Raw genomic sequence first — 15296 nt, forward strand, 5'->3', positions numbered from 1 at the left:
CTATTACGCCTGTATATCTTCAATTAACTCATCAATTGTAATTGTAGATTTTTCATTAAAATCTTTTTGATAAATCACCTCAGCTCGCAAAGCTTTTAATCCGGAAACTCCTTGTAAGTCTTCTAGAACTAATTGCTCAACTTCACCTAATAAGTTTTTAGACTGTAAATATTTAATGTATTTTAAGTACTCAACGGCATCCTTATCTTGAGAATACACAATCGCTATTTTACCAGGAATTGTTAATCGCTCATTGGTACCTTTAATATGTGCTTTATCTATTCGCTTTTTAATAATCTCGTAACGTATATTATAAGCGCCATCAACATCAAACTGTTTCTCATCCATTCTAAACTTAATAGCCATCGGATTACTATGTACTAAAATTAATGAAGCAACTCTTAATTCATGATCCATTTCATCCTTAAGCTTATAAGCAACATTTTCCATTTCACATGTTAATTGTAATTGCCATAAACGTAGATTGTACAAATACAGTGAATCATATTCTTCATGCTTAACCAATGATTGACCGATGTACATATTGTACTCAACTCCATCTGTTTTATATCGTTCGAAATAATGCGGAAACATTAGTTGCGCTTCTTCTTGTTTTTTATCAATATAATTGGCCAACTTTTCATTTAATAAGGTTACGCTGTTTTCGTAATCTTTTCTTTCTTCATAAACCACATGTAATTTACTATCTAGACGATCCATATACACCTTAACCAGTTTGGATAGTTTCTCGTTGATCTTTTTAACATGATTAAAAACAGGGTAGATCTCTCGTTTCAAAAAATCTAAAATACCCACTTCATCTCCTGCTTTTAAGCCTTCCTTAACTTCGGTTAAATATTCGCTCACACGGAACTTTAATTCTTCATAAATAGGTAACGGCTCTTCTTGATCAGCTTCTTTTAGCACATTGATCGCCAAAGTAAGTTGGGTAGTTAAATCATGCTTTATAGCCGTATTTCTCGCTAAAGAAGATCCTTTTATATCTAATTGACCAAATAATGGAACTACATCATGAAAAACAATATCATCTAATTGAGGAGATTCTACTCCATTAAACATATCGTTTTGATATTTTTCTGCTGCATCATAAAAACGCCACTTAACCGTAGGATGAATAGACGTATAATGTTCTTGTATCGTAGCCTCTAGAACATTTTGATGTTCTTCTGCAGATCTTTCAACAGCCGTTTTAAATACCGGAATTATATCTCGCAACTTTTGTTGATTTACCGAATTTAATTCATAAGGTCTTGGCGATGCTATTTCTAATAATGCCAGATCATCGTTAGACGTTGCCTTAATAGGCACTAAAATAATACTGCCAATCCCCTTTGATTTTAAATTTTTATAAAAAGGATTTTGATTTGTCATACGTCCATAGCTTTCAACATCAGAAATAGTAATTATTTCATGCTTCTTAAAGACACTATCTATAACACCTTGACAAAAATAATCTTGGCTGCACGAAATTTTGGCATCTTGACTTAGAATTAAACTTTCAGATTTTTTAGCTGTGGTTTCACATAATTGCGTATTCATTGAATCAAAAATTGAATAACCAAGCATTAAATCTTTAATGTTATAGAACTCTCTTAAGTTTTGCTGCAAATCAACTACAACATTATTATCTGTTCTTAGTAAATTTTCTTTTATAGATGACAACGTTTCATCGGCCGTTACATCAAACAAGCTCATTAGCCCAAATCCTTTAAAAATATAACTATTTGGAGGGAACTTTTCTTTCCAAACATCTACATTATTATAATTATCTAATAACAGCTTAATATCATCTTCTGTAATTTCTGGAGCTTCCTCCGTAGCAGTGATGTCCATGAAATCACCATTAAAAGCAACTCTATAATGTTTCATTACACCCGCTTTCTTATCGGGTATATCAAAAAAGAAAGGTCGTTTTAAATCTATAGGTTTTTGATGGTAGAAAGTTAAAATCATTGTACATGCCATGATATACATTTGATCTTCTTCAAAGTTTCTGATCTTAAATTCGTAGTCATCTCCTGCATTATCTAAGATATTCTCAAAGCGTTGTGTAAACTTAAAAGAAGTAAATGAAAATGGAATACTAGCCGCTTTTATCTCATTTAAAGTTAAAATCTCAGGAAATAAACCATCTAGCATTAAATCGATCTCATCTTCATATTTCTTCAACAATGAAGGATCAGTAAAACCTTCTATAAGCTCAGGAAACTGACCCAAATGTTCTATGATTTGTTTAGCAGACTTATAATATGGATGCTGTTTATCTTCTGTATATTTTTTAAAAAATTCAAATACTTCCTTAAAGCTGACAAACAACTGTAAGGGTAATTCCAAATCTTTCGTTATATCTGATTCAATTATTTTCATAACCGCACGGTTTTAACTAACAAAGTTAGTAATTCTTAAATATATGACGTAAAATCAGACGTTTCCTGACCGATTTTGTAACATTATTTACTGTTAAATTTATTGAATAATTTTTTTTGAAATACGCGCGCTCGCAATTTTTGCAGCTAAATATCCTAGTAGGGAAATCGTTAAAATCACGATAAGTACGTTCATTAGTTTAAATTCTACAGGATATGCTAAAGACGGTGTAATCATAATAAGTCCAAATTGTTTTTGAAGTAAAACGAAAACAATAGCTAATGTCAGACCAATAATGAGCCCGAAAGATGATAACAAGAACCCTTGTAAAACGAATATTTTACGAATATCTTTAATTGTAGCTCCAAGATTAAATAGCGTTGCTAAATTTTCGCGTTTATCTAAAATCATCATTACCATAGCTCCAACAACATTAAATAACGCAATAATAAGTATAAGCGTAAAGACAAGATATGACACTAGGTTCTCGGTATTAATCATTCGATAAAAAACGGCATTGAGCTGTGCTCTGGTTTGTATAACAAAACCATGTCCAAGTTTTGTCATCAATCTTTCAATTATCCCATCGCTACTTACACCTTTCTGCAACTTTATTTCTATGGCAGAGATTTGATCAGCTTTATAGTTCAATAAACCTTGTGCAAGCTTTAAATTTGCAAAAACATATTGCTTATCTAGCTCTTCCGTAAGCTTAAAAACACCTGTTGGCTGCAAGTTAAATTGGTTAAATGCGTTTTTAGGATTATTTATATAACCTTTACCCGGTCTTGGGACATAAACTTTTAACGGTTCAATTACATCATAGGTTCCCAGAGATAAGGAAGAAGATATACCATTGCCAATTACTGCCGAATTAGATATACTCGGATCGATCCAATCACCAACATAAATGGCTGTATCAATATTATTAACCGATAAATAGTTTTCATCAACTCCTTTTATTTTGGCTATTTGCGGTTTTTCATGATAACTAAAAAATGCCTTCTCTTCTACTACTTTTGTATAGGATGCAATATCTGGTTCTTGCAATGTCTCGGCTATTGAATCAGTAAAAAAAAATGACTTCCCTTTCGTGGAAGTTATTTTTATATCGGGATCAGAAACTCGAATAAAATCCAAGCTAAAATTCTTTAAGCCAGAAAACACAGATAAAACAATAAACAATGCGGCCGCTCCAACAATTACTCCAGCCGTGGCAATAATGGTAATTATATTAATGGCATTATTATTACTTTTAGAGAATAAGTATCGCTTAGCTATGTAAAGAGAAAAGTTCAACTAAATTTTCTTTCTATTATCTAACACATCGGGATTCTTAATTGGGTCGATATCTTTTCCTCGTAAGGAATTATCAATATTTTCAATATAATCTAACGAGTCATCAACATAAAAAAGTAATTCTGGAACACGGCGAAGCTGATTGCGCGTTCGTTGTGCTAATTCATGGCGAATTAAGGATGTATTAGACTTGATTCCCTCAAGCAACTCATCTCTTTTATCATTCGGAAAAACGCTCAAATACACTTTGGCTTGAGATAGATCACTTGTCACATTTACTTTTGTAACTGATATCAGCACACCTTTCATTCCATCTCTTGCAGCTTTTTGCAATACATCAACTAGGTCTTTTTGCAAAACACCTGCTATCTTTTTTTGTCTATTCGTTTCCATAGTGCAAAAATACGCTTAAAAACCATTATAAATTCTATATTTTTGGTGATTATTATAATTTCGCACTATTCTTAAATTTTAGTAAAGCTGTGAAATATCATCACTCGAATATTAAATAAATGAAAAAAATAGAACATATTGGCATAGCTGTTAAAAATTTAGAAGATTCTAATTCGCTTTTTGCTCAACTTTTTGGAAAAAAACATTATAAAATAGAGGAAGTAGAAAGTGAAGGGGTCAAAACTTCATTTTTTAAATCGGGACCAAATAAGATTGAACTTTTACAAGCTACAAACCCTAATAGTCCAATTGCAAAATTTATAGAGAAGAAAGGCGAAGGGATTCATCATATTGCATTTGCTGTTGATAATATTAAAGAAGAAATAAAACGTTTGCAAGCTGAAGGGTTTAAAGTATTAAACGAAACACCAAAAAAAGGGGCCGACAATAAATTAATTACTTTTTTACACCCTAAAAGTACCAATGGGGTGCTTATTGAATTGTGTCAGGATAATCCTGAAAAAGATAAAAAATAAAAGACCTAAAAGTTTGTATATTGCGTCTTCAAAAAACAACAATCTTAACGTATACATTTAATTGAGCACTTCATTTGACAAATACCAAAAACGCAGATTACGTTCTTCATACTTTTCTGCAGTCATTAGTATCGCTTTTGTATTATTTTTAATAGGATTACTGGGGCTATTAGTATTGAATACCAAAAAGATATCTGATTATTTTAAAGAACAGGCTTCTATTACCATTTTTTTAAAAGATGAAGTTGATAAGAGCGAGCGAGAGAGCTTTGAAAGTATCCTCAAACAAAAAGATTATACAAAATCATTAGCCTTTATTTCTAAAGAAAATGCTGCAGAGATTGCTAAAAAAGAAAATGGTGAAGATTTCATGGAATTCTTAGGTTATAATCCTTTGAAAAATTCATTTGATTTGTTTGTTAAGGCCGATTATGTTACTCCAGAAAAAATGAATGAAATTGAAACAGAACTTTCAATTAATGATGCTGTTTTTGAAATTTCTTATGATAAACCCTTGATTGGTTTACTTACTGATAATGTCAGAAAAATAAGTATGTGGGTATTAATTTTTAGTACCATATTCGCGTTGATTGCAATGTTATTAATAAACAACTCTATCCGTTTATCAATTTATGCAAAACGCTTTACCATTAAAACAATGCAAATGGTTGGAGCGACTAAAAGATTTATTAGGAGGCCCTTTATTTGGAGTAGTATTAAGCTTGGGGTAATTGGTGCCCTTATAGCATTGGCAGGTTTAGCTGTGGCAGTTTATTATCTTAATGATTACTTTCCAGAATTTAGCCTTTTAAAAGACATTAAAAGCCTAAGCATTCTCTTTGCTGCAGTTTTATTGGCAGGGCTATTAATTACTTGGATTAGTGCGTTTTTTGCTACACAACGCTTCTTAAATTTACGAACAGATCAATTGTATTACTAAAATGGCAAAAGATAAAAAACAAAAGAAATCACAGAGCGAATTCTTGTTTGGAAAGCGCAATTATATTATTATGCTCATTGGTCTATTAATTATAGCTTTAGGCTTTATTCTTATGGCCGGAGGTGGTAGCGATGATCCAAAGGTATTTAATGAAGAAATTTATAATTTTAGACGAATTCGTTTAGCTCCTACTTTAGTAATTATTGGTTTTGTTATTGAGATCTATGCCATACTGGCGAATCCTAAGAAAGAAAATTAATGAGTTACTTAGAAGCAATTATCCTTGGAATTATTCAAGGCTTAACTGAATTTTTACCAGTTTCTTCAAGTGGTCATCTAGAGCTTGTAAAGGCCATCTTTGGAGATGAATCTTTACCCCAAGAAAGCTTAACATTTACGGTAATACTGCATTTTGCTACAGCTTTAAGCACGCTTGTCGTTTTTAGAAAAGAAGTTAGCGAAATTATAAAAGGATTACTTCAATTTAAATGGAACGAAGAATTTCAATTTTCAATAAAGATTCTTGTTTCTATGTTACCAGCCGTTTTAATAGGTGTTTTATTTGAAGCGCAGTTGGAATCTTTTTTTGGTGGTAAGATTTTATTAGTTGGTTTTATGCTTTTAATAACTGCAGTACTATTATTACTTGCAGATAAGGCTAAAAACACGAATAAGGATGTCTCTTACAATAGTGCTTTTATAGTTGGTATTTCTCAAGCAATTGCTATGTTACCCGGTATTTCGCGCTCAGGTGCTACTATTTCGACTTCTGTTCTATTGGGAATCGATAGAACCAAAGCCGCACGCTTTTCTTTTTTAATGGTAGTTCCATTGATTTTTGGAAAAGTAGCCAAAGATATTATTGGAGGAGGCATTGGCTTAGAATCTTCTCAAATTGGTATCATGAGTCTTGGTTTTATCGCAGCTTTTATCTCTGGCTTATTTGCATGTAACTGGATGATCGCATTAGTCAAAAAAAGTAAACTTTCTTATTTTGCTATTTACTGTGCATTAGTTGGCTCAATAGCTATAGCGTACTCGTTTCTAACATAGATTTATAGCATGAAAAACCTCGTTATACTGGCATTCATTGTTTTTATTTCTTGCGATAATAAAAAAGAGACCGCTACAAGTTATTCTTCTAGTATTCTAAAAATAAAGCGTATTACTCCTAATACCTATAAACATGTTTCGTATGTTGAAACTGAAAGCTTTGGAAAAGTGGCATGTAATGGTTTAGTCTTTTTTTCTAATGATGAAGCCATTATTTTTGACAGCCCAACTACCAATCAAGGAGCCAAAGAATTAATTAATTGGGTACAAACCGAACTAAAATCTAAAATTAAAGCCGTAATTGTTTCGCATGCTCATGATGACTGTCTTGGAGGACTTTTAGAGTTTCACCATCAAAATATTGAATCTTACGCCAATAATTTAACGATAAATTTCGCAACAAAAGATACGCTTATTGAGGTGCCAAAAAATGGATTTTCAAAGAAACTAGAATTGGAAATAGGGAGTAAAAAAATAATAAATGCTTTTTTTGGCAAGGGGCACACTTATGATAATATTGTAAGTTATATTCCATCTGAAAAAATGTTATTCGGAGGGTGCATCATAAAAAGTATCAACGCCAAAAAAGGATATATTGAAGAAGCTGATACTGTTGCCTGGCCAAATACCGTAAAAAGAATAAAAGAAACTTATCCAGATTTAAAGTATGTGATTCCTGGACATGGTAAAATTGGTGGAACAGAATTATTAGATTACACGATAAACTTATTTCAAGCAAAATAAGAGCTCTTATGACTGCCGAAGATTTTAAAAACGGACAACTTCTTTTAATTGATAAGCCATTAGAATGGACTTCTTTTCAAGTGGTAAATAAGCTACGTTGGGCAATTAAAAAGAAATTTGGGTTAAAGAAAATTAAGGTAGGTCATGCAGGAACTTTAGATCCATTAGCTACTGGTTTGTTGATTATATGTACTGGAAAATTCACAAAAAAAATTGAAATCTATCAAGGACAGATAAAAGAATATTCCGGAACATTTGTTTTAGGAGCAACAACTCCATCTTACGATTTAGAAACAGAAATCGATATGCATTTTCCCATTGATCACATTTCGGAAAATTTAATTCATCTAGCCACCGCTGGTTTTATTGGGGAAATTGATCAAAAACCACCTATTTTTTCTGCAATTAAGAAAGATGGTAAGCGTTTATATGAACTTGCACGTGAAGGCAAGCAAACTGAAATTAAATCTAGAAAAATTACTATTTCTGAATTCGAAATTACTAATATTGATTTACCAAAAATAGAGTTTAGAGTAGTTTGTAGCAAAGGAGCTTATATTCGTTCTTTGGTACATGATTTTGGTATTGCTTTAAATTCGGGAGCGCATCTTTCAGCTTTAAAGCGTACAAAAATTGGAGATTTTTCAGTTAAAAAAGCACAAACAATAGAACAATTTTTAGAGCAATTACGAAGCTTCGAGTAGCTCTAAAATATCTTGTTGCGTATTATCACCCTTATCTGTATTATACCAAATTTGCAAGTCTTTTTTGAATTCATCATCTAAAGCGCCATGTTGACTTTTATAATCACTCACCATTTTGGTTGCAATTGATGGTCGCGGCCCCCAAGAATTCACAATTTCTTTAGTTTCTTTATTAATAGCAATAAGCTTTGGTATAGATTTATTACCATTTGTTAAAAACTGACGCATCAGTTCTTCATTTTCATCTCTTAAGACTATTTTTAAGTCAATTTTATCTGATTGTTCGGCAATTTTATTAATTATTGGTAACGTTTGAGCAGCATCTCCACACCATCCTTCGGTTAAAACTAACCAGGTATATTCTCCCTGTAAGCCTTCAGCAACATTAACAACTGTATTAGACAACTTAGTAGTCTTATCTAGTCGTTTCATTCTTGAATCATTTAATTTACTGTAATTAAGCAGCGACTCAGACTGCGTGTTGCCGGTAGATTTGCCTTCCAGCAATAAAGATTTTACCAAATCTCTATATTCTTTATAAGTCATTGATTTACCCAAGCTATTTTCAATAATAGTTTCCATATTAAAAGTAATTTCTGAAGGTTAGACTTAAAAAAGAGAAAAACTTACAAACCGAGCAATACAAGGAAAATTTAACGCTTTAAATTTTCAATCATGTGTTGTGTCATAAGTTCTAAGTTGAAATCATGTTGCCATTTCCAATCATTTCTCGCTTGAGAGTCGTCAATTGAATGAGGCCAACTATCTGCAATAGCTTGTCTAAAATCAGGATTATAATCTATTTCAAAATCAGGTAAGTACTTTTTAATCTCTATAGCTAATTCTTCCGGCGTAAAGTTTATAGCAGAAATATTATAAGAAGTAAAATTCTTTAAAGGTTCTGTTTGCATTAAGTTGACTGTGGCTTTTATAGCATCATCCATATACATCATAGGTAATCGAGTATCTTTTTTTAAGAAACAAGTGTACCTGTTTTCTGACAAAGCTTTATGAAAAATTTCTACAGCATAATCTGTAGTCCCTCCTCCAGGTAATGTTTTATAGCTGATAAGTCCAGGGTAACGAATACTTCGTACGTCTACGCCAAATCTTTTTTTATAATAATTGCACCAATTTTCTCCAGCAAACTTACTAATGCCATATACCGTAGTGGGGTCTGTAATCGTATGTTGAGGGGTATCCTTTTGTGGTGTAGTTGGTCCAAAAACAGCAATCGAACTTGGCCAAAAGATCTTATCTATTAGGCCGTCTTTCGCTAAATCTAACACATGAAATAATGAGTTCATGTTTAGGTTCCAAGCCTTATCAGGATATTTTTCTGCAGTGCCAGATAACATTGCCGCCATGAGATACACTTCCTTAATATCATACTTAAGAATAGTATCTTTTACTTCATTCTTATCAGTCGCATCCAATATTTCAAAATCACCAGACCACATCAAATCTGCTTTGCCTGCTACAATGTCTGAAGCAATAACATGGTTATTACCATAAATTTCACGTAATTTCATAGTGAGTTCAGAACCAATCTGGCCACAAGCTCCAATTACAAGTATTTTATTTTTCATTCTTTAATAAACTGCAAACAAATATATAGAAATCCATATATAAGCCTAAGTTTTTATTTATTTAATAATAGTACATTTGTTAGAAATTTTTTACAATGTTTTACAGGCTTTTATTTCTTTTTAGTTTCTTGCTTATTGCTTGTACTAATCCTGACAAAAAACAATTAGAAAATCAGATTGACGTTAATGAAGAAAATATAAACACCAAGATTACACATAGTTTGGGAGAAGTTTTAAATCCTGAATCCAGAAAATTGATTGACTCATGGGAAGAATATACTATCGTAGAAAATCTTATTAGTGAATATTATAATATAACTACAACCAATGCTATTGCTAATGCTCAAGAGCTATCGAATGCGACTCAACAATTAAGAGATTCTATACGTGTGGATAAATTTAATGACCCTGATTTTAAAATACGATTAAATGTGCTACATACGACTGCGTTACGGTTATATGATATGCAACAGATCCCAAAGTTAACCGATGAAGAAATTAAGGGTGAAGTAAGTAATTTAATTAGTGTCTTTACGTCTATTACTAATAAATTGAATAATACCGTTCGTCAGGAAAATTTAGAAAAAGAATTGACAACTTTTAACAAGTCATCAAATAATTAAAGTTAAAATTCGTTTTTATTAATTATCTAATAATTTGATTTTTATATTTGTAACACATGAAAATTGAATGAAAAGAATATTTTCAATAGTTCTACTTATTATATCGCAATTAGCTTCTTCTCAACAGTTACCGCTTTTTGAAGAAAATTTTGGCTCCATTAAAAACTCAAAATTTAATAGCAGATTCGAGCAATCTATTAGAAAAGCTGAGTCATACTTTTCTGGAATTGACATAGATAAAAAAGGAAGTGGATATAAACCATTTAAACGATGGGAATATCACTGGAGTCACTATTTACAAAATGATGGAACCATAGCTCCTGCAGCGCGTCTATGGGAAGCATGGCAACAAAAAATTGAACTACAAAAATCTTCTAAGGCGATCAGTAATTGGATAGAAAAAGGGCCTTTTGATCAGTCTAGTAAAAGTGGGCAAGGCAGAATTAACACCATCATGGTTGACCCCAATGATGATAACATTATTTATATAGGTGCTCCAGCAGGAGGTTTGTGGAAATCCACAGATTCTGGAGTAAATTGGATTCCACTAACTGATCACTTACCACAAATTGGAGTATCTGGTATCGCAATTGACCCCAACAACTCTAACATTATTTATATTTCTACTGGAGATGATGATGGGGGTGACTCATATTCAATTGGTGTATTAAAATCAACTGACGGTGGGCTCACCTGGAATTTGACCGGATCTATTTTGGGAGACCCTATTTCTAGCAATGAAATAGTTATCGACCCCACAAATTCAAGTAAGGTTTGGGTGGCTACAAGTAATGGTTTATTCTTATCTAACAATGCAGGTGTAAGCTGGGCACAAAAACTTCAAGGTCATATTCGCGATTTTAAATTAAAACCGAATGACCCAAATACTATATATGCCGTTTCGAGTACTGCTTTTTATAAATCGGTAAATGGAGGCAATAACTTCTCTTTAATTTCTTCGGGACTGCCAAATGCAACTAGTAGAGGAAGAATGCGAGTTGAAGTAACTAACATCGAACCCAATAATGTTTATCTTTTAATCGCGAAGTCAAGAAATCAAAATTGGGCGTTCGACGGGGTTTATATTTCTACTAATGAGGGGGCTTCTTTTATTAAGACTTTAGAAGGCGATGATATTTTTGGCAGTAATCAAGCTTGGTACGATTTGGCTTTTTGTATTTCTGATACGGATTCAGAAATTATGCATGTTGGTGTTTTAGACATTTGGAAGTCGATTAATAAAGGAGATGATTTTGAAAAAACGAATGACTGGCGCGTTGTTAATGAAAGTTTTACTCATGCCGATATTCACTTCATGAGGTATTATAATGGTGTATTGTATGCTGGTACTGATGGAGGTATATACAGGTCAGCCGATAAGGGAGAAACTTTTACTGATTTAACTGAAAACTTATCAATCAGTCAATTTTATAAGATTGCCGTATCAAAACGAAATTCATCAAAACTAGCGGGTGGCCTACAAGATAATGGTGGATTTTCCTTTAATAATGATATCTGGCATAATTATCATGGAGGAGATGGTATGGATGCCGCTTCTGACCCAACTAATGAAAATACTTTTTACGGATTTACTCAATTTGGAGGTGTATTAACCGTAACTAATGACAATGGGTTAAATAGCAGTACTGTTACTGCTAGTCCGGTTCAAGGCAATTGGGTAACTCCACTAGTAAGTAATAAAGTAGGTGATATATATGCCGGATTTGATCAGTTATATGAGTTAAAAAATAATTCTTGGTCTAAATTGTCAAATGAAGGTTTTGAAGATAATATTGAGATAATTGAAATTGACCCTAGTAACAATGATAATATTTATCTTTCTATAAGAGATACTCTTTATAAAAGTACTAGTAGAGGACTATCATTTACTAAACTTACTCCAGCTCAAACCAAGATTGGAGGTTCATTTATAAGCTCGATAGAAGTACATAGCTCAAATAGTAATATTATTTGGGTAACTACATCAGGATTTAACCCTCAATTTCCAAGCAGTGGCCATACTGGAGGAGGTGTATATAAATCAATCGATGGAGGTCTAACATTTGAAAATATAACGGGTAACTTACCAGGTGAGTCAAAACTTGTTATAAAACATCATCCTTTTACCACAAATAACTCCATTTATGTTGGCACGGCTTTAGGTGTCTATCACAGAAACGATGATACTAATACCTGGGAAGTCTTTTCTACAAATCTACCTAATATTGCTATAACCGACCTTGAAGTTAACCCATACGATAATACCATTACAGCTTCGACCTATGGTAGGAGTGTTTGGCAGTCAGTCATTCCGTCGATTTCATTACCTCTTAATGATGCAGATCTTGTGAAAATTTTATCACCCAATAATAGTGTGGCATGCGATAATGTCTCTTCTTCAATTAGAGTAGCTAATAATGGAGCTAATCCAATAACAACGTTAACAATAAATTATAATATTGATGATACCGCCGTTGAAGAATTTAACTGGACAGGAGTTATTGAGCCAAACGAAACCAAAATCATTGAGCTCCCAATTATTGGCGCTTCAGAAGGCATTCATACTTTTAATGTAAAATTATTAAACGATGATGAAAACCTATTTAATAATAATTCTTCAGTGAAATTTGATGTTAATCAAAATGGCGATGGACAGATTACATATACTTTCGGAGATTTAAATCCTGGTAAAAATGAAAATAACACTTCTTGGCTAACATCTGGGAGCCTTTGGAGAATAGGTACTCCAACAACTACTAATTTCAATCAACTTGTAACATCAGGTTATATTACAAACCCTTCTGGAAATTATTCAGATAATACGGTTGCCTATTTAACATCTCCTTGTTATAACATAACTACTTTAATCGATCCGGTTTTAAAATTTAAAATGGCCTTTGACATTGAGTTAAACTGGGATGTATTGTATATGGAATACTCTACAGATAATGGAGCAACATGGCAAGTTTTAGGAACAGCAAATGACCCCGATTGGTATAACAGCAGCTTTCAAAATTCATCAAGACCACTTACCATTGGTAGTCAGTGGACAGGTTTAGATTCGGATTTAAAAGAATACAGTTTCGATCTCAGTGATTTTGCAGATCAGAAAAGTATGATGTTTAGATTTGTTTTTGCTTCAGATCAGGCTGTTAATGGCGAAGGTGCTTTAATAGATGATTTTAAGATTGATGCTTCACAAGTTATACCAGATAGCGAAGAGCTAGACACGGCAGATATCATGGTTTATCCTAATCCATCTCAAGATTTATTCAATATTGAGAGGACAGATTTTTTTGGTAAGAATATGAATATTAGGGTTTATGACGTTAGAGGAAGTCTTATTCTCAATATAGAAGGAATTACTCAAAATAACTTTCCTTTAGACATGTCATCAATTAGTAAAGGAATCTATTTTATGAATTTAAACATAGAAGATAAGTCTTTGGTAAAAAAAATCATATTAGAATAAGAGCATAAGTCCTTTCCATTTTTTCGCCTTCCTATTTAAGTAGTTCAATTTTTTCGAAATTGAGTATATTTATCCGCAAAATTTGATGAATATGCCGCTGAATTTATCTCAAGTTGATGCTGTCGATTCAATAACTAAAGAAGATTTTATCAAATATTATTTTAAACCTCAAAAACCTTTAATTTTAAAATCTTTTATTAGTGACTGGCCTGCTTTCTCTAAATGGAATCTAGATTATATGTCGCAAATTGCCGGTAATAAAATAGTTCCGCTGTATGATGACAGACCCGTAGATTATAAAGATGGTTTTAATGAGCCTCATGCTAAGATGAAGATGCATGATTATATTCAATTACTTAAAAAAGAACCCACAAAATTTCGCATCTTTTTATGGAACATCTTAAAGGAGGTTCCACAATTACAAAATGACTTTATCTATCCTGATTTTGGCCTTCGCTTAATGAAAAAACTACCTATGCTATTCTTTGGTGGTAAAGACTCACATACTTTTATGCATTATGACATTGATCTGGCTAACATTTTTCATTTCCATTTTCATGGAAAAAAGCAATGTATTCTTTTCGATCAAAAACAAAATAAATACCTCTATAAGATACCGCATTCGCTTATTACTAGAGAAGATATTGATTTTTCCAATCCAGATTTTAATAAATGGCCCGCTTTAAAAAAAGCCAAAGGATATATTGCTGATTTAGAACATGGAAATACTCTTTATATGCCAGAGGGTTATTGGCATTATATGCGTTATATTACTCCTGGTTTTTCTATGAGTCTTCGGGCAATCGCGAGAAACCCAAAAAACCTTTCTAAAGCAGTTTATAACATATTAGTTATGCGGTATTATGATAATTTAATGCGTAAGTTTAAAGGGCAAAAATGGATCGATTGGAAAAATGAACAAGCAATCATACGAACCCATGGACTCAATGGCATTAAGGAATGAGCTCTGTTATTTTTTTATATACTATATCAGATTCCCATCCTCTGTAAAGTAAATAATCTGCCAATTTTTTTCGCTTTTTATACTTATCGAGCTCTTTTAATTCAGTAAATCTTTTATGCGATAATTGATTAAAAACATGTTTATACTGCGTGCCATCAATTTCCTTCAATGCAGACTGTATGTTGTAGTCAGATATTTGTTTTGCTTTTAATTCTCTTATTATTCGTTGTTTTCCCCATTTCTTAATTCTGAATCTGCCTCCTGCGAAAGCTTTTGCAAAACGTTCTTCATTTAAGAAATTATTCTCAATTAAATGAACAATTATTGTTTCTTTAGCAGCGGCAATCATGCTCATCTCTTTAAGTTTTTTCTCAACTTCTTGATGACAGCGTTCTTGATAAGAGCAATAATATTCTAACTTTTTTATTGCTTCTTCTACTGTATAAATTTTTCGATGCATTGCGCTAAAAGTAACATAAAATCAAGAAAAAATATACTTTTTACCGTAGGAAATTCGTTAATAAAATTGTTATTAACATATAAAGATGATGTTAAATAGTAATCATTGATAAGTTATATTTACAAGCCAAT

Annotated in this window: 15 protein-coding genes; 9 read left to right on the forward strand and 6 right to left on the reverse strand. The window is 32.3% G+C overall.

What is annotated here, in order from left to right; genetic code table 11:
• Window positions 1-3: 3 nt before the first annotated feature.
• The 3 genes from AC1EUU_RS09550 to rbfA form a co-directional block, all read right to left on the reverse strand.
• Entirely contained in the window at window positions 4-2388 is a 2385-nt protein-coding gene (locus AC1EUU_RS09550; RefSeq protein ID WP_480201191.1) for a GAF domain-containing protein, read from the reverse strand.
• Window positions 2389-2487: 99 nt separating this feature from the next.
• Window positions 2488-3687, reverse strand: coding sequence for an ABC transporter permease (locus AC1EUU_RS09555; RefSeq protein WP_480201192.1), 1200 nt, complete (start codon window positions 3685-3687; stop codon window positions 2488-2490).
• Window positions 3688-4080: a 30S ribosome-binding factor RbfA gene (rbfA, locus tag AC1EUU_RS09560; RefSeq protein ID WP_480201193.1), complete on the reverse strand. Its 393-nt coding sequence runs from the start codon at window positions 4078-4080 to the stop codon at window positions 3688-3690.
• Between the two features lie 119 nt (window positions 4081-4199).
• Between rbfA and mce the strand changes: the two genes are divergently transcribed.
• The 6 genes from mce (at window position 4200) to truB (ending at window position 8057) form a co-directional block, all read left to right on the forward strand.
• The gene (gene mce, locus AC1EUU_RS09565) at window positions 4200-4616 is read left to right on the forward strand and encodes a methylmalonyl-CoA epimerase (RefSeq protein WP_480201194.1); all 417 of its coding nucleotides are present in this window, start codon (window positions 4200-4202) and stop codon (window positions 4614-4616) included.
• Window positions 4617-4677: 61 nt separating this feature from the next.
• On the forward strand, window positions 4678-5556 hold the full coding sequence (locus AC1EUU_RS09570; RefSeq protein WP_480201195.1) for a cell division protein FtsX: 879 nt from the start codon (window positions 4678-4680) through the stop codon (window positions 5554-5556).
• A 1-nt stretch (window position 5557) separates the two neighbouring features.
• A complete protein-coding gene (locus tag AC1EUU_RS09575; RefSeq protein WP_480201196.1) occupies window positions 5558-5815 on the forward strand; it encodes a DUF3098 domain-containing protein in 258 nt (85 codons plus the stop codon).
• On the forward strand, window positions 5815-6609 hold the full coding sequence (locus AC1EUU_RS09580) for an undecaprenyl-diphosphate phosphatase (protein ID WP_480201197.1): 795 nt from the start codon (window positions 5815-5817) through the stop codon (window positions 6607-6609). Before AC1EUU_RS09575 ends, AC1EUU_RS09580 begins: the two co-directional genes overlap by 1 nt.
• Window positions 6610-6618: 9 nt before the next feature.
• Entirely contained in the window at window positions 6619-7353 is a 735-nt protein-coding gene (gene bla / locus AC1EUU_RS09585) for a subclass B1 metallo-beta-lactamase (protein WP_480201198.1), read from the forward strand.
• 8 nt (window positions 7354-7361) lie between these two features.
• Window positions 7362-8057 carry a tRNA pseudouridine(55) synthase TruB gene (gene truB, locus AC1EUU_RS09590; protein ID WP_480201199.1) on the forward strand — a complete coding sequence of 232 codons (696 nt, stop codon included), beginning with the start codon at window positions 7362-7364 and terminating at the stop codon, window positions 8055-8057.
• Here the strand turns inward: truB and AC1EUU_RS09595 are convergent.
• Together AC1EUU_RS09595 and AC1EUU_RS09600 are read right to left on the reverse strand one after the other, a co-directional pair.
• Entirely contained in the window at window positions 8040-8639 is a 600-nt protein-coding gene (locus tag AC1EUU_RS09595) for a thioredoxin family protein (RefSeq protein WP_480201200.1), read from the reverse strand. The two genes, truB and AC1EUU_RS09595, sit on opposite strands and share 18 nt — an antisense overlap.
• A 71-nt stretch (window positions 8640-8710) precedes the next feature.
• The gene (locus tag AC1EUU_RS09600; RefSeq protein WP_480201201.1) at window positions 8711-9646 is read right to left on the reverse strand and encodes an NAD-dependent epimerase/dehydratase family protein; all 936 of its coding nucleotides are present in this window, start codon (window positions 9644-9646) and stop codon (window positions 8711-8713) included.
• Between the two features lie 95 nt (window positions 9647-9741).
• Here AC1EUU_RS09600 and AC1EUU_RS09605 point away from each other — a divergent pair, with 95 nt between their 5' ends.
• From AC1EUU_RS09605 to AC1EUU_RS09615, 3 genes are all read left to right on the forward strand, one after another.
• Entirely contained in the window at window positions 9742-10269 is a 528-nt protein-coding gene (locus AC1EUU_RS09605; RefSeq protein WP_480201202.1) for a hypothetical protein, read from the forward strand.
• 67 nt (window positions 10270-10336) lie between these two features.
• Complete coding sequence (locus AC1EUU_RS09610) at window positions 10337-13741, forward strand: T9SS type A sorting domain-containing protein (RefSeq protein ID WP_480201203.1); 3405 nt, start codon at window positions 10337-10339, stop codon at window positions 13739-13741.
• 91 nt (window positions 13742-13832) lie between these two features.
• Window positions 13833-14705, forward strand: a complete 873-nt coding sequence (locus tag AC1EUU_RS09615) for a cupin-like domain-containing protein (protein ID WP_480201204.1) — start codon at window positions 13833-13835, stop codon at window positions 14703-14705.
• Here AC1EUU_RS09615 and AC1EUU_RS09620 read toward each other — a convergent pair.
• Window positions 14695-15165: a regulatory protein RecX gene (locus AC1EUU_RS09620; RefSeq protein WP_480201205.1), complete on the reverse strand. Its 471-nt coding sequence runs from the start codon at window positions 15163-15165 to the stop codon at window positions 14695-14697. The genes AC1EUU_RS09615 and AC1EUU_RS09620 overlap by 11 nt on opposite strands.
• Window positions 15166-15296: the final 131 nt, after the last annotated feature.

The organism is Maritimimonas sp. 2205BS37-2 (genome assembly GCF_056591755.1).